The organism is Sediminicola luteus (assembly GCF_040566555.1).
Taxonomy (GTDB): Bacteria; Bacteroidota; Bacteroidia; order Flavobacteriales; family Flavobacteriaceae; genus Sediminicola.
Window position 1 is genome coordinate 794511 of record NZ_JBEWYP010000001.1, and the last position, 17248, is coordinate 811758.

Below are 17248 nucleotides of genomic sequence, written 5' to 3' on the forward strand. Positions count from 1 at the left end.
GTAAATCAAAAAAAACCTGTTCATTAAAATGAGCAGGTTTTTTTGTTGATGACCATTATACTAAAAATGTTATTGAAATATTAACCACCTATAGTAATCCCTTTTACATTAACAAATTCTTTCATCCCGAAGCCTCCATGTTCCCTTCCAAAACCAGAGTTTTTTACGCCCCCAAAGGGCATCGATGGTGATGCTAATCCAAACGTGTTGATAAAAATCATTCCCGTATCAAAATGTTTCTCGGCCAACTCGGTAGCTTTGGCAATGTCTTTGGAAAAAATTCCGCCTCCAAGACCAAATCTACTGTCATTTGCAATGCGCATGGCATCTTTCTCGTCCTCGGCTTTGATCAACGAGGCTACGGGTCCAAAAAGCTCATCATCGTAGGCTGGCTGACCCGGTTTTACATTTGCAAGAATGGTTGCCGGATAGAAAAATCCATCTCCCTCCGGAATATTTCCACCACACAGAATTTCAGCTCCCTTATCTACACTTTCTTGTACTTGTTCGTGCAAAGTTTTGCGTAAATCTTCACGGGCAATAGGACCCAGGTCATTTTCTGAAGACATGGGGTCCCCCACTTTTAGGGCTTTCATTGCTGAGACAAATGATGCATTAAATTTATCATACACCTTATCTACCACAATAAATCTTTTGGCGGCGATACAGGTTTCCCCATTATTGTAAATACGGCCTTTTACACACATCTCTACTGCCAACTCCAGATCTGCATCTTCTAAAACAATATAAGCATCATTGCTCCCGAGCTCCAATACAGTTTTCTTTAATTCCGCACCCGCTTTCTCACCAATGTTCTTACCTGCCGCAGAGCTCCCTGTTAGGGTTATACCCCGTACATAATCATTTTTTATTATTGTATCTGATTGTTCATGATTAATGACCAGGGTACTAAATAAATACTCTGGCAAACCTGCTGCCGCAAATACGCGTTCCAATAATTTTCCTGTTCCGGTTACATTTGAAGCGTGCTTCAGTAGGATTCCATTCCCTGCCATTAAGTTTGCAATGGCATATCTCACTACTTGATAGGAAGGATAGTTCCAAGGCTGAATACCATAGATAACCCCTATTGGCGAATAGCTTACTATTCCCTTGTCCCCATCTGGCAAAGTTCGTTTTTCGTTTTTGAGTTCTTCCGGACCGTGTTTGGCTGTATAATCACAAATGGCAGTACAAAGATCTACCTCATGTTCGCTTTGAGATAATAGCTTTCCCATTTCCTTGGTCATAAGTTCAGCTATTTCCGTTTTGTGCTCTTGGAGACTCTTCCCAACGGCTTTAATTTTATCTGCCCTTTCTTCAAGAGAAAAATGTTTCCATTTAGTAAAGGCGTCATGACATCTTTTTACTGTCTTTTCCACTTCCTCATTAGAAATGTATTCGTGATTTGAAATTTCTTTTCCCGTAGTCGGGTTAATTGTAGTTATTACTTTTTCTTTCAATTTCATAGCGCTTTTTTTTGTTTTAACTAAAGTTCCAATTTATTTGGGCCTTTGTTTGGCTCTATTCATTACATCATTGACGCGAATACGGTTGTTGTGAATAGTTTAACGATCTAGGGGGGGGGCATAGCATGATTTGCCATTCTTGGCTACATAAGTAATCACGAAGCTATTTCCCCTAGACCTTAATAGGGGATTGCATGACTTAGAATTGAATGGTTTGTCATTTGAGAAAATGACAAGAAAAAGTTAGGACTTTTTTTGAAGCGTATTATTGGAACAAGTATTAAGAACAGAGGATTCTTGGGTTTCAAGATAAAATTGGGATCAACATAATTTTAATTGAAAATTACATCATGGGAGAAGCCTACGCTAGGCACCAAATGCTTGAAAGAATCTTTGGAGATGTTATAAACGAAAAAATCCCGTTCACAAAGTGAACAGGATTTTTTTTGTGGGCCCTACTGGGTTCGAACCAGTGACCCCCTGCTTGTAAGGCAGGTGCTCTGAACCAGCTGAGCTAAGAGCCCGTACTTGTAAATCAATTTTTCAATTAATTCTTCGCTTCTTATTTCTCGAAGCGAGTGCAAATATAGTATAGTTTTTGATTCCCCAAAAGAAAAAATGAAAAAAAATTAAACTACTTCAGCAACCACAAAATTACTGCCTCCTACGTAAATGAAATCAGAATTTTCGGCTTCATTTTTGGCAGAAATAAGTGCTTCATTTACAGAATCATACACCTCACCAATCAAACCATATTCTGCAGCTTTTTCCTGCAGGATCTTTTCGTCCAGCCTTCTCACTATTTGTGGGGAACAAAAATAATACCTTGCTTCCGCGGGAAAAAGCGGTAAAATTGCTTCTAGATTTTTCTCTTTTACAAACCCCAGGACAAAATGTAGGGTTTTATATTTTTGTTGGTTAATTTGCCGCAATACTACGGCAAGTCCTTCACTATTATGGGCCGTATCACACACAGTTAACGGATTTTCACCCAATATCTGCCATCTACCCAACAAGCCTGTATTTTCAACAACATTTAAAAGTCCGGCTTTAATATGATCTTCTTTCACATCGTACCCCTTTAGTTGTTTCAAGGCAGCCAACACCCCCTTTACGTTCATCCTTTGATAGTTCCCCAGCAAGGAGGTCTTATAATCGGGCAAAATCTCATTTTCGGCAAATATGATTACCGCATCGCGAGCCTGAGCTGCTTCCAAGAATACGGAAGCCACTTCTTCTTGATATTCACTGATTACTACTGGTACATTAGGTTTTATGACTCCGGCCTTCTCCGAGGCAATCTGAGGTAAGGTGGTCCCCAACATATCCATATGGTCCAACCCAATATTGGTGATCAAGGAAACTTCCGGTATTATAATATTTGTTGAGTCGAGCCTTCCACCTAAGCCCACTTCTATTATGGCTATATCCACTTGCTCCAGAGCAAAGTAGTCGAAGGCCATGCCTACGGTCATTTCAAAAAAGGAAAGTTTGTTTTCGGTAAGAAATGCTTTGTTCTTATCAATAAAATCTATTACATAATCTTCACTTACATGAACCCCGTTGATTTTGATACGCTCTCTAAAGTCCTTCAAATGGGGTGAGGTATAAAGACCTACTTTATATCCTGCCTCCTGAAGTACAGAGGCCAACATATGGCTACTGGACCCTTTACCATTGGTGCCGGCAACATGAATGGTCTTAAATGTTTTCTCGGGGTGATTTAAATGATCTACTAGTTTGATAATATTGTCCAGCTTTCCATTAAAGGCAGACTTCCCCTTTTGCTGGTACATTGGAAGTTGTGCAAACATCCAATCCAAGGTTTCTTGATACCTCATGAATTACTCTCCCAATTTAAAATTGACAACAACAAACCCTACTTGTTGGCTGGGAGCATTGGAATCGAGGTTCCATTTGTGCATAAAGGCTGTTCTTTTTGCAGGTTCCAAAAGACATGGACTGTTATTTGTTGTGCCTTTTACACCAGGGGTGGCACTTACCACCTTCCCGTTTCTATCCACCACAATCTTAACAACGACCCTTCCTTCTTCGTTACATTCCTGTTGCACCTTACCCTGGCTCACCAAGGATCTTCCATTTAATCCATATCCTCCGGTTCCAGAACCAGAACCTGCGCTGCCATAGTAGCTAGTGGCATAAGGATCCCCATCTGGTTGTCCTTTATCCCCTGCCCTATTATCATTGCCTTCACTGCCAGTTGCAGTTCCATCATTCTTTGGACCATTGATTATACTGGATAGCGCATCTGTGGTAGATTTGGATGGCTTGGGTGTTTCCACTGGTTTCTGAACCTCTTCTTTAGGTTTAGGATCTACCTTGGGTGTATTTTTTACCTCCTTTTTTTTGGGAGGGATAACCGGAGCGTCCACATCTTCACTAGTTAAGACCTCCTCCATTTTCTCTTTTGGGGTCTCTGTTACTGTGGCCTCTACTTTTTGTTCTGGCTGTACTTCTTGTTTAGGTGCTGTTTTAATAAGTTCCTTTGGTTGTACGTTTCCAGAACCAAACTCCATGGTCCCGAAATTGACAGAAATTCCATTTTCTATGGGCGGATCCATATAGGTAAGACCTATGTAAAAAAGCAAAAGAAGAAGCACACTTAACAACACGGTTGTAAGTGTAAAAGACTTCTTCTTATGTTTTGTATCTAATAATGACATTTTAATTGGGTCGCACGGCCAAGATGACCTTATAATTGTTTCTATTAGCGATTTCCATTACATTAACCGCCTCTTTTATAGCAACACTTTCTTCTGCCCTAAGAATAATTGTGGGCTTCTCTTGTCCTTCTAATGCCTTTTTTAATTCAATTTCAACATATGCACCATTAATCTTTTGCTTGTCCACATAATACTCTAAATCTTTAGTAATACTTACCGATACATTCTGAGTGTTGGTAGATTTGCCTTTTGCCTTGGGCAAAAGTAGATCTAGGGCATTGGGAGAATTAGCTGTGAGCATGAAGAAAATCAGCAATAGAAACACGATGTCCGTCATAGAGGACATACTGAAATCTGGACTGACTTTGTTTCTTCCTTTTAGTTTCATAGCTACGGATTAAAGGGGTTCGTTCAGCAGATCAAGGAAATCAACAGCGTTGGCTTCCATCTTATGGACCACCTTATCTGTTCTGTTGACCAAATGGTTATACCCTATGTACGCAATAATACCCACAATCAGACCTGCAACAGTAGTTGTCATCGCAGTATAGATCCCTGAAGCCAAGGATCCCATTTCCGCCTGACCTCCACTACTGGCCATTTGATGAAAGGCAAGAATCATTCCAATTACCGTTCCCAAGAAACCAATCATTGGTGCAGCACCGGCAACGGTTGCCAAAACGCTCACGTTTCTTTCCAATTTGTAAACCTCCAAGGTGCCAGCATTTTCAATAGCTGTATTGATATCGTCCAGTGGTTTCCCGATTCTGGAGATTCCTTTTGCCGTTAATCTTGCCACAGGTGAATCTGTCTGGGCGCATAGCAATTTTGCTGCCTCCAACTTTCCATTGGACACGTGGTCCCTAATCTGGTTCATGAAATTACTATCGATCTGAGAGGCCGCCTTTATGGCAAAAATTCGCTCAAAATAAATGTACAACGCCACGAATAACATGACAAACAATACGGAAATGATAAGAATACTTCCGGTGCCTCCATTGACGATCAAATCGATTACGGAAAGCGTTTTTTCCTCCGACACAACTGCGTCAACAGCTGGATCTTGGACAAGATCTTGAAATAATAACATAGGTTCTCTTAATTAGTGTTGCCGTTATAACGGTTATTTGTCATTTAAATTATGCGTTTAATATTAAATCTCTCAACAAAACAAATGATACGGCTCCAGCCAAGAATCCAACCAGCGCCAACCATGCTATTTTCTTGAAGTACCAGAAGAAATCTATCTTCTCCATCCCCATGGCTACTACCCCGGCTGCGGACCCAATAATAAGCATACTACCCCCAGTTCCAGCAGAATATGCAATAAAGTGCCACAATGGGCTATCCATACTCTCTGAGAACATACCAATACTGGCAGCTACCAACGGCACGTTGTCTATAATCGCAGATCCAACACCCAATAAAACAACTACAATGTCTGTATTAGGTATGGCAGTATTTAATCCTTCAGCAAAGTGGAACAACATCCCCAAAGATTCCAGTGCGGCTACCGCCAATAATATCCCCAAGAAGAATAAGATACTTGGTAATTCAATTTTCGACAAGGAAGAATGTACAGGACTATGGTGTGCTGCCGCATCACTCTCCCCATCAACATTGGAAAGACTGAATTTGGTACTACTGTAAATTTCAGCGAAGGTAGCTACAACGGCCAAGGACAACATCATTCCTACGTAAGGAGGAAGATGGGTGATAGTCTTAAAGAAAGGAACAAAAACGATAGCTCCCAATCCCAGGTACAGCATGGTAGATCCGAATTTAGATTTTGGAGCCTCTTTTTCAAACTCCCCATCTATATTGCCTTGAAAGGCTTTAAACCTACTGGCAATGAGTGTTGGAACGACCATACATACAATAGAGGGCAACAAAACGTGTTCTACCAACTGTAGGGCGGAAACCTTATTCGCAATCCACAACATTGTAGTGGTAACATCTCCGATAGGAGACCATGCCCCACCGGCATTCGCAGCGATTATCACCATCCCGGCAAACCACAATCTGGTTTCCCTGTCCTTGATTACTTTTTGTAAAATCGTGATCAATACAATAGTAGCTGTTAGGTTATCAATTATCGCAGAAAGTATAAAGGCAAGGATGGAAAATAACCATAAGAGTTTTTTCTTGCTCCTTGTTTTAATAAATCCTTTTATCGTTGCAAAACCATCAAAGTAATCTATGATCTCTACAATGGTCATAGCGCCCAACAGAAACACCAAAATTTCTGCTGTTTTACCCAAATGATGCAATAAAATCTCATCAATGTGAGTAGGCTCCAACTCCCTTAATTCAGCATTCACCTCAAATACTGGCATATGCGTCAAGGCAATTATGGCCCAAAGCAATGCCATCATGGCCAAAGCTGGAATCAGCTTATCTATTTTAAGGTTATGCTCTAAGGTTATCGCCAAATAACCCACAATAAATACAATAATGATAATGGTCTCCATTTTCGGTTGGTTTAATTTATACTAATTGTTTCAATGCAATCTCAAAAGCTGTTTTACTTAAATTTACTTTAGAGGCATTTTGTTTAAATATATTCAAAATAGCTTTACGAATTGTTTCGGAAGTGTCCTGAAATATTAATTCATCATCCATCGGCACCCTACGTTCCATAAAATAGGCAAACACTCTTGCCATTCCACAATTGGAAATAAAGTCAGGAATCAAACTTACCTTTTCGTCCGTGTATTCCATGATAGGTCCAAAGAATATTTCTTTATCGGCAAATGGAACATTGGCCCCACAGCTAATTACCTCAAGACCAGATTCGATCATTTTCCCAATTTGATCCTTGGTAATTAATCGCGATGCGGCACATGGTGCAAATATTTCGGTCTGAATGCTCCAAATCTTACTATTGATCTCCTCAAAAGACATCATCCCATCAGCAACCAGGGTGTTCCCTTTCTTATCGAGATAAAATGATTTTATTTCTTCAAATGAAAATCCGTCCTCATTAATGACACCTCCATCCCGATCTATAATACCTACAACTTTTGCACCCATTTGGGCAAAATAAAAAGCCGCTGCGGCACCTACGTTTCCGAAGCCTTGGACAACAGCCCTTTTCCCTTTCACGGTTCCTCCGAAAATATCGTAATAATGTCTTACAGCTTCCGCGACCCCATAACCGGTGATCATATCTGCTACGGTATATTTCCTAGCTGTGGAAGGAGAATACTTTCCACTTTCCAAAACTTTGATCACTCCCAATCGCAATTGACCAATTCTATTGATCTTATCGGCTTCCGTTGGTTTGAAATGACCGTTAAATACACCTTCCTGAGGGTGCCAAACACCTGAATCTTCAGTAATTGGAATCACCTCATGAATTTCATCCACATTTAAATCCCCACCAGTCCCGTAATAACTTTTCAATAATGGGGAAACTGCCCGGTACCATCTTTCCAAAACCCCTTTTTTTCTAGGATCGCTTGGGTTAAAGTTAATACCAGATTTTGCACCACCTATTGCCGGCCCAGAAACAGTGAACTTCACTTCCATGGTCTTTGCCAAGGAGAGCACTTCATTCATGTCCAATCCTTCACGCATTCTTGTTCCACCACCTGCAGCACCTCCCCTTAGGGAATTAATAACTGTCCAGCCCTCAGCTTCAGTCTCTGGATCCTTCCAATTAAAAACAATTTCGGGGGCTTTATTTTCGTATATACTAAGTAATTCTTTCATTATAATTGATCAATTAAATTTATGTAAACTAACATTGTCTCTCATACTCTCTTCAAAATCATTAAGTTATCTGCTCCCAAAGGAGCTAATGCTGTCTCATAAATTACCTGTTTAAATCAATTGATCTATTCATACCGCAACAAATATAAAAATATTGAATTGGTTTTACGTTTTTTAACCTTTGCTAATGAAAAATAATTTTCATGCAGATTATTTACTTCCAGATGCGAAAATTCCGATATAATGCACTAAACTTAATTGAATATTTGTCAGCATAGCTGTATATTTGAGCCACATTTTTAATCATATCGCAAATTTATGGACTTTACATTATCAGAAGAGCAACGAATGATCCAACAAGCAGCTAGGGATTTTGCTCAAAACGAACTACTCCCAGGTGTAATTGAAAGGGATGAGGCTCAAAGATTCCCTACAGAAGAGGTTAAAAAAATGGGAGAATTGGGTTTTATGGGCATGATGGTAAATCCAAAATATGGCGGTAGCGGATTGGACACCTTGTCCTATGCCATTGCCGTAGAAGAATTATCCAAAGTAGACGCTTCTGCCTCCGTTATAGTTTCCGTAAATAATTCCTTGGTTTGTTGGGGATTGGAAACATTTGGAAGCGAAGCCCAAAAAGAAAAATATCTTCCCAGACTGACATCAGGAGAAATTATAGGTGCTTTTTGCTTATCTGAACCTGAAGCTGGAAGTGATGCTACTTCACAAAAAACTACGGCCATTGACAAGGGCGACCATTATATCTTAAATGGCACAAAAAACTGGATTACCAACGGTAATTCTGCAGAAGTTTATTTGGTCATTGCCCAAACAAATGTCGAAAAAGGCTACAAAGGCATCAATGCCCTAATCGTTGAGAAGGGCGTGCCAGGTTTTGAAATTGGTCCCAAAGAAAACAAATTGGGAATTAGAGGTAGTGATACGCATTCCATAATGTTCAATGATGTTAAGGTTCCAAAAGAGAACAGAATAGGTGCTGACGGGTTTGGTTTCAAATTTGCCATGAAAACCTTAGCAGGAGGACGAATAGGAATAGCAGCCCAAGCTTTGGGTATTGCAGCTGGAGCGTACGAAATGGCGAAAAAATATTCAAAAGAAAGAAAAGCTTTTGGAACAGAAATTATGAACCATCAGGCCATTGCTTTTAAATTGGCGGATATGCATACACAGATTGCAGCAGCCCGTCATATGGTATACAAGGCCGCTTGGGACAAGGACAACGGCAATGACTATGATCTCTCGGGCGCCATGGCAAAACTTTATGCCTCACAGGTGGCAATGGAAACCACTGTTGAAGCTGTACAGGTACATGGTGGAAACGGCTTTGTAAAGGAATACCATGTTGAAAGACTTATGCGCGACGCCAAAATTACCCAGATTTATGAAGGGACTTCGGAAATTCAAAAAATTGTTATTTCGAGGAGCATCTTACGCAATTAATCACCATATTTAATAATAGTATTTAATAGACCCCCTGTTTTAATAGGGGGTCTATTGTTATTTTTTGTAATTAATTGTACTTCACCCCCTATTATTCAAAATAAGGAATTATAAATAAAGTATATTTCTACCCTATCCCCCTATTTTTAAGGGATCTAGCATATTAAAAGTGCCTATTTATTAATTTGACAAATATTCCACTACTAAAAAGTAAATATGAATATTTTTCAATGATATATTCCAAACACTGCTTTTTTTGTTACATTATAACTCATAAGGTGCATTTTATGCACTAAATATGATATTTTTGAAGAAATACCATAATTTATGAAGTTGATAAAGCAAGGGTTGTACCTACCGGAATTTGAGCATGATAACTGTGGAGCAGGATTTATATGTAGCCTAAAGGGAAATAAGTCAAACGATATTATCCACAAGGCGCTAGAAATATTGGAGAAATTGGAGCACAGGGGAGCAGTAAGCTCTGATGGAAAAACCGGTGATGGTGCCGGAATTCTTATCGATATACCCCATGATTTCTTTACCGAAGTATGTGATTTTGAACTAACAACAGCAGGGAACTACGCCGTTGGTAATATATTTTTACCCCAAAAACAAAACCAAAGGGAGTTCTGCATTTCAATTTTTGAGGAGAACATCGCTAAACAGGGCCTAAAATTACTGGGCTGGAGAGATGTTCCGGTGAATAAATCGATTCCTGGAAGAATTGCTTCAGAAACAGAACCTTTTGTAAGGCAGGTTTTTATCGCGAAACAGGACAATGATCAAAGTTTTTTTGACTTCAACCTTAAACTTTTCATTGCGAGAAAAACAACAGAACACACGATAATAGCCTCTAAACTTTCAGAGAGCAATTTCTTCTATGTTCCCAGTCTATCTACTAAAATAATCATCTTCAAAGGGCTATTAATGCCCGAAGATATCAGCTTATACTATAGGGACCTAATGGATCCTCGAGTTGTAACACGTTTGGCATTGGTACACCAGCGCTTCTCCACCAATACCTTCCCAACCTGGGATTTGGCACAACCCTTTAGATATATGTGTCATAATGGTGAAATAAATACGCTAAGGGGCAATGTTTCTAGAATGGTTTCTCGGGAAGAGCTAATGAAAAGCGATTGGTTTGGTGATGAGATAAAAAATGTCCTCCCTGTTATTCTACCAGGAAAATCAGATTCGGCCACTATGGATATGGTTGTTGAACTTTTATTGATGACTGGAAGATCCCTTCCGGAGGTAATGATGATATTGGTTCCGGAAGCTTGGGAAAAGAATCCTGAGATGTCCGAAGCAAAAAGGGCCTTTTACGAATACAATTCCTGTATGATGGAACCATGGGATGGTCCCGCTTCCATTCCTTTTACGGACGGAAATTACATTGGAGCAGTTTTGGACAGGAATGGCCTACGTCCTTCCAGATATTCGGTGACCAAAGATGGATATGTGATCATGTCTTCTGAAGTGGGTGTATTGGATATTGCCCCAGAGAACATAGAGATGCACGGTAGATTGGAGCCAGGGAAAATGTTCTTGGTAAATATGGAAGAAGGGAGAATCATCAACGATGAAGAAATCAAGGAGGAAATCGCACAAAGACATCCCTATAAAAAATGGCTAAATGACAATTTGGTCCACTTAAAGGACATTCCTTATAATGATTGCCCACTCTTCTTAAATGAAGCCTCCGTTGAGAAAAGAAAGTCGATTTTTGGTTACACTCAGGAAGACATCAATACTATTATACTCCCCATGGGCAAAACCTCCAAGGAACCCTTGGGATCTATGGGATCTGATACGCCTATTGCAGTACTTTCGGAAAAGCCGCAATTGATCTATAACTATTTCAAGCAATTGTTTGCGCAAGTAACCAACCCTCCTTTGGACGGTATTAGGGAAGAACTGATCACCGATATCAGTTTAACTTTGGGTAGCGATAACAACATTTTTGATTTTTCTGAAAAACACTGTAGAAAATTAAAAATCCAGAATCCTGTCATCTCAAAAGAAGACTTGGACAAAATTAAAAATTATGACGTCAGTCCAAATTACAAGGTAGTTTCTATACCTACTTTGTATGAAATATCAAAAGGGCTAAATGGCCTAGAAGATGCCTTGGCATCACTATTAAAACAGGCTGAAACTGCCATTGATGAAGGTGCCAATATTATAATCCTTTCAGATAGGAATGTGAGTAAGGATCTTGCGCCAATCCCTGCTTTATTGGCCTGTTCCTCCGTAAATAGCGGCTTACAGAGAATAAGAAAACGATCACAATTAAGTGTGATCATTGAATCTGCCGAACCACGTGAGGTTCACCATTTTGCGCTCTTGTTCGGATTTGGCGCCAGTGCCATTAATCCTTATTTGGTCAATGAAATTATTGCAGAACAAATTGAGGAACACGACATTACTGAATATTCCTTTGATGAAGCCATTAAGAATTACAATAAGGCGATAGGAAAGGGAATCCTTAAGGTGATGAACAAAATAGGAATATCTACCTTAAATTCTTACAGGGGATCACAGTTATTTGAATGTATAGGTCTCAACACCAAAGTGGTGGATAAATATTTCCCAAATACCCCAACGAGAATTCAGGGTATCGGGCTGTACGAGATAGAAAAAGAAATTGCAAAACGCCATCAAAAAGCGTACAAAACGCAAGATGTTGCTGCAGATTTAGATTTAGAAATTGGAGGTGCGTACAGATGGAGAAGGGATGGCGAAAAGCATGCCTTTAATCCAATGACCATTGCCAAATTACAAAAATCGGTACGTAACAACGAGCCAGAAACTTTCAAGGAATTTTCAGAATTGGTCAATGAGCAATCAAAAGGGCTAATGACGATAAGAGGATTATTTGAATTTTCCAATTATGACCCGGTTCCCTTGGAAGAGGTAGAACCATGGACAGAAATTGTAAAAAGATTTAAGACTGGCGCCATGTCCTATGGCTCCATCAGTAAGGAAGCCCACGAGAATTTGGCCGTAGCCATGAACAGGATTGGCGGAAAGAGTAATTCTGGCGAAGGCGGGGAAGATGCTGAGCGTTTTTACAAAAACCAAACTGGGGATTGGAAAAATAGCGCCATAAAACAAGTAGCCTCGGGAAGGTTTGGAGTAACCTCCAATTACCTAACCAGTGCAAAGGAGATACAGATAAAAATGGCCCAAGGAGCCAAACCTGGAGAAGGAGGACAATTACCTGGACCCAAGGTTAATCCTTCCATAGCAAAGACGAGAAACTCAACTCCTTATGTAGGATTGATTTCCCCTCCACCACATCACGATATCTATTCCATTGAAGATTTATCCCAATTGATCTACGATTTAAAATCGGCCAATAGGGAAGCCCGTATTAATGTAAAGTTGGTTTCAGAAATTGGTGTTGGTACTGTAGCGGCAGGTGTTTCCAAAGCAAAAGCCGATGTTATCCTAATTTCGGGACATGATGGTGGAACTGGAGCTTCTCCCCTCACCTCATTAAAGCATGCCGGACTTCCCTGGGAACTTGGAATTGCGGAAGCCCAACAAACTTTGGTCATGAACGACCTTAGAAATAGGGTAGTTTTAGAATGTGACGGCCAATTAAAAACTGGAAGGGATGTAGCCATTGCCTGTTTACTTGGAGCCGAGGAATTTGGTTTTGCCACCGCACCTTTGGTTGCTTCCGGCTGTATCATGATGCGTGTATGTCATTTGAATACATGCCCGGTGGGAATAGCAACCCAAAATCCTGAACTTCGTAAGAAATTTGAAGGCAAACCTGAACATGTAGTCAACTATATGTATTTCGTTGCACAAGAACTGAGAGAGATCATGGCCCAGTTAGGTTTTAGAACCATAAATGAAATGGTTGGTCAGGTTCAAAAATTAGATCGCAATAAGGCCATTCAACACTTCAAGGCAGAAGGAATTGATTTAACTCCTATCCTGCACCAGGTAAATGTTCCAAAAGGCACAAAGTTCTATAATACCCAGGCACAGGAACATCATATAGACAAGTCCATCGAATTTGAAATCATTGGAAAAGCACATCCTGCCTTATTTAGAAAGGAAAAGATTTCTTTAGATTTTCCAATATGCAATACAGATAGAGCAGTAGGAGCCATTATAAGTAATGAGATTTCCAAAATCTATGGTGCTGACGGTCTACCTGAAAACACTCTAAAATTGAATTTCACTGGATCGGCGGGACAGAGTTTTGGAGCATTTGCTACAAAGGGTCTTACGATGATTGTCAATGGAAACACCAATGACTATTTGGGCAAAGGACTTTCAGGGGCAAAATTAGTCATCAAAGTCCCGTACAAATCCACCCTCAAACCAGAAGAAAATGTGATCACTGGTAACGTAACCCTTTATGGAGCAACGTCTGGGGAGGCCTATATCAACGGAAAAGCCGGAGAACGTTTTTGTGTACGTAATTCCGGGGCCAAAGCGGTTGTTGAAGGCATAGGGGATCATGGATGTGAATATATGACCGGTGGTGTTGCTGTTATCCTAGGCCAGGTCGGTAGAAACTTCGGAGCTGGAATGAGTGGAGGGATTGCTTATGTTTTGGATGAAAAAGGAACATTCGATAAACATTGCAACAAGGAAGCCTTGAATTTATTATCGGTAAATGAAAGCGAGGATATCAGTCAATTAAAAACGCTGATAGAGAACCATTACAATGCAACCCTTAGTCCATTGGCACAACGTGTTTTGGAAAAATGGGAGGAGATGTTGCCTAAATTCATCAAGGTCTTCCCAGAAGAATACAGACAAGCATTAATACGTCTTGAGGAAGAAAAATTAAAAACAATATAATCGGAGATATGGGAAAGATAACTGGATTTTTGGAATTCGATAGAAAAATAGAGGAATACGCTCCTGTTGAGGAACGTGTAAAGAACTACAAGGAATTCACCTTACCACTAAAAGAAAATGAACTTAAGGACCAAGGAGCCCGATGTATGGATTGTGGAATTCCTTTTTGCCATAGCGGATGTCCTTTAGGGAATTTAATTCCCGATTTTAATGATGCCGTTTACAGAGGAAAGTGGGAAAAGGCCGCGAAAATATTACACTCTACCAATAATTTTCCGGAATTTACGGGAAGGTTATGTCCCGCACCCTGTGAAGAAGCTTGTGTTCTGGGCATCAACGAAGACCCTGTTTCTATTGAAAACATAGAAAAAAATATTGTCGAAACGGCTTTTACCAAAGGGTGGATAACCGCAGAACCTCCTACCAAAAGGACAGGTAAATCCATTGCCGTTATTGGCTCTGGACCAGCTGGTCTTGCTGCTGCCCAACAATTGAACAGGGCCGGCCATTTGGTAACGGTTTTTGAAAGGGACGAAAAAGTTGGCGGTCTACTTAGATATGGAATTCCGGATTTTAAAATGGAAAAACATGTTATTGATAGAAGGCTGGAAGTTTTGGAAGCAGAGGGCATAGTTTTTAAAACGGGTATCAATGTTGGGGTGGATGTAACCGCAGATGAACTGAAAAATGAATTTGATGCCTTGGTTCTCTCCGGTGGCGCAACCATAAGAAGAGGACTTCCTACAAAGGGATCCGATCTTAAGGGCGTGGTACAGGCTATGGATTTCCTTAAGCAAAACAATAAACGTGTAGATGGGGTTAAAGACTTAGGGGAAGAAATAAAAGCAACTGGCAAAGATGTCATTGTTATTGGTGGTGGGGATACAGGATCTGATTGTATAGGCACCTCCATTAGACATGGGGCACTTTCCGTTACCAATTTTGAAATTATGGGGAAAGCCACCTTGGAACGTCCTCAGGACCAACCATGGCCATTTTGGCCAATGAGATTGCGTACCAGCTCCTCGCATAAAGAGGGTGCGGAACGTTTCTTTAGCATCTCCACCAAAGAATTTATTGGAGACAAAGATGGTAATTTAACAGGATTGATCACTGCCGAAGTAGAATGGATCCACAAACCTGGAGAGCGCCCTAATTTAAAAGAGGTTCCGGGGACCGAAAAACAATGGAAATGTGAACTTGCTCTTTTGGCTTTGGGCTTTACTGGTTCTGAAACCACTATAGCTGACCAATTAGGCTTAGAAATGGATCCTAGAACCAATGTGAAGGCCTCTATAGACAATTATATGACCAATGTTCCTGGCGTATTTGTGGCTGGTGACCAACGACGAGGGCAATCCCTTATCGTATGGGCCATTTCAGAAGGGAGACAGGCTGCGCATCACGTAGATGCTTATCTTATGGGCTCCTCTAATTTGCCATTAAAGGGTGATGGAGATCTACCAAGGGTTTAACTTACCAAAAACAGACATAACAAGAGCCGTAACTTTAGGAGTTACGGCTCTTTTCATTAGTATGATATGTACTTCTAGTGAGTTTCTTTACCTCTACGAATAGTCTTATTCTTAATAATGGGTTTAGCCCAAAAACTGATGCTCAATATATATCCAAGGGCCAAGAACACCAACAGCATTCCTATTCTCAATGAAAATAGGTCACTTATAAATCCTATTATCAGCTGCACCACAGCCCCTCCCATAATACCTGTCATTAATATTCCTGTCATAGATCCATGATGATCACGGATAGAGTTTAAAGCAAGAGAAACTATTATAGGGAACATAACGGAAAGAAAAAAACCACTTGATTGAAATCCATACAATGAAATATTTGCCCCTCCGAACAAACCACCTGTAAAACCAACAATTGCCAAAAGTGCAAAGATTCGTAATATCAGCTTACTGTCCCATATTTTAAGAAGTATAAGCCCAAAAATACCTCCAATGGTCATCAAGCCCCAAAAATTAGCAACAGCCCCAGCACCTATTGTTTCATAATCCAAGCCATGGTACACCTGCAAAAACTTCGACATCCAATAAGAAATTCCCTGTTCGGCACCTACATATGAAAATATTCCAAAAAAATACAACACTACAATTCTGTTCTTGAAAAGCGACACGTAAATATCCTTTGTACCTACTTTTTCCTCTGTGGTCAAGGTAATACGGGGTAAGGAAACGGTAGTCACAATTCCTATTAACAACAGACTTATTCCGGCAAATAGTGCGTACATGGCCACCCATGACATGTCTTGTGGAACTATTCCAGACAGAAAGGTTATGAAAACGGAAGACCCAGGCTCATTTTTTGCTACATGAAGTACAATATAGGAATACACCAAGGGACTTATAAAAGAAGCCGCACCAAACATCAATTGTCCCAAAACAGATGTAAAGGCAAAATTCTCTTCTCCCCCTGCCACTCTTAGCAAGGGGTTAATCACCACCTGCAATACTGCCATTCCCGTTCCTATGACAAATAAACTGGTTAGAAAAATGGGGAAGGATGGAAAAACTACAAATAAAACTGATCCTAAGAATGCCAATAACAGTCCAGCCACCAATAGTTTCTTTTCCCCATATTTTTCCAGGATAAAGCCGGCAGGAATAGACATAAAGCCATAGGCTATAAAAAATGAAAATGGTAAAAAGCCCGCCATAGTTTCGCTAAGATCATAACTTAAAGATACACTGGGATTAAGGGCGCCCAATATATTGGTCAAAAAGGAGATTACGAAGAATGTTACCAATATCAATGCTACTACCCGATAATTTCGCTTCATAGGAGAGAGATGTACTAAAATTTTCTACAATATACCTAAAACCTTTCTGAAATATCTTGGACGAAGATGGAATACTTAAAGTATCAAATTGACTATTGGGAGTATATGTGGAGATAGGAGTGAAATATGAAATTTGGCAGGAAGAATGTTAGTTAAAGGAGTGCCGTAATAAAGCTATCATTTCACTTTATGGCATAAAAAAACCCCTCATCGTTAGATGAAGGGCTCTTCAAAAAAAGGCGGCGACCTACTCTCCCACTTGGTATAGCAGTACCATCGGC

The 17248-nt window shown here is 40.2% G+C and carries 11 protein-coding genes and 1 tRNA gene; 3 read left to right on the forward strand and 9 right to left on the reverse strand.

Going from position 1 to position 17248, the window contains the following annotated elements; genetic code table 11:
- Positions 1-80: 80 nt before the first annotated feature.
- The 8 genes from ABXZ32_RS03585 to ABXZ32_RS03620 form a co-directional block, all read right to left on the reverse strand.
- The gene (locus ABXZ32_RS03585) at positions 81-1469 is read right to left on the reverse strand and encodes an NAD-dependent succinate-semialdehyde dehydrogenase (protein WP_354617286.1); all 1389 of its coding nucleotides are present in this window, start codon (positions 1467-1469) and stop codon (positions 81-83) included.
- A gap of 449 nt (positions 1470-1918) precedes the next feature.
- A tRNA-Val gene (locus ABXZ32_RS03590) sits at positions 1919-1993 on the reverse strand.
- Between the two features lie 105 nt (positions 1994-2098).
- Positions 2099-3310, reverse strand: a complete 1212-nt coding sequence (locus tag ABXZ32_RS03595) for a bifunctional folylpolyglutamate synthase/dihydrofolate synthase (protein ID WP_354617287.1) — start codon at positions 3308-3310, stop codon at positions 2099-2101.
- A 3-nt stretch (positions 3311-3313) separates the two neighbouring features.
- A complete protein-coding gene (locus ABXZ32_RS03600; RefSeq protein WP_354617288.1) occupies positions 3314-4153 on the reverse strand; it encodes an energy transducer TonB in 840 nt (279 codons plus the stop codon).
- Between the two features lies 1 nt (position 4154).
- The gene (locus ABXZ32_RS03605; protein WP_354617289.1) at positions 4155-4541 is read right to left on the reverse strand and encodes an ExbD/TolR family protein; all 387 of its coding nucleotides are present in this window, start codon (positions 4539-4541) and stop codon (positions 4155-4157) included.
- 9 nt (positions 4542-4550) lie between these two features.
- Positions 4551-5243 (reverse strand): MotA/TolQ/ExbB proton channel family protein, encoded by a 693-nt coding sequence (locus tag ABXZ32_RS03610; protein ID WP_062055867.1) that lies wholly within the window; start codon positions 5241-5243, stop codon positions 4551-4553.
- 49 nt (positions 5244-5292) lie between these two features.
- A complete protein-coding gene (gene nhaD / locus ABXZ32_RS03615; protein ID WP_354617290.1) occupies positions 5293-6624 on the reverse strand; it encodes a sodium:proton antiporter NhaD in 1332 nt (443 codons plus the stop codon).
- 16 nt (positions 6625-6640) lie between these two features.
- Complete coding sequence (locus ABXZ32_RS03620; protein ID WP_354617291.1) at positions 6641-7867, reverse strand: Glu/Leu/Phe/Val dehydrogenase dimerization domain-containing protein; 1227 nt, start codon at positions 7865-7867, stop codon at positions 6641-6643.
- 318 nt (positions 7868-8185) lie between these two features.
- On the opposite strand from ABXZ32_RS03620, the gene ABXZ32_RS03625 reads away from it, so the two are divergent.
- The 3 genes from ABXZ32_RS03625 (at position 8186) to ABXZ32_RS03635 (ending at position 15639) form a co-directional block, all read left to right on the forward strand.
- Positions 8186-9328 carry an acyl-CoA dehydrogenase gene (locus tag ABXZ32_RS03625; RefSeq protein WP_354617292.1) on the forward strand — a complete coding sequence of 381 codons (1143 nt, stop codon included), beginning with the start codon at positions 8186-8188 and terminating at the stop codon, positions 9326-9328.
- Positions 9329-9655: 327 nt separating this feature from the next.
- Entirely contained in the window at positions 9656-14164 is a 4509-nt protein-coding gene (gene gltB, locus ABXZ32_RS03630; protein ID WP_354617293.1) for a glutamate synthase large subunit, read from the forward strand.
- Positions 14165-14172: 8 nt separating this feature from the next.
- Positions 14173-15639: a glutamate synthase subunit beta gene (locus ABXZ32_RS03635; protein ID WP_354617294.1), complete on the forward strand. Its 1467-nt coding sequence runs from the start codon at positions 14173-14175 to the stop codon at positions 15637-15639.
- Positions 15640-15713: 74 nt separating this feature from the next.
- On the opposite strand, the gene ABXZ32_RS03640 is transcribed toward ABXZ32_RS03635, so the two are convergent.
- Positions 15714-16967, reverse strand: a complete 1254-nt coding sequence (locus ABXZ32_RS03640) for an MFS transporter (protein WP_354617295.1) — start codon at positions 16965-16967, stop codon at positions 15714-15716.
- Positions 16968-17248 lie beyond the last annotated feature (281 nt).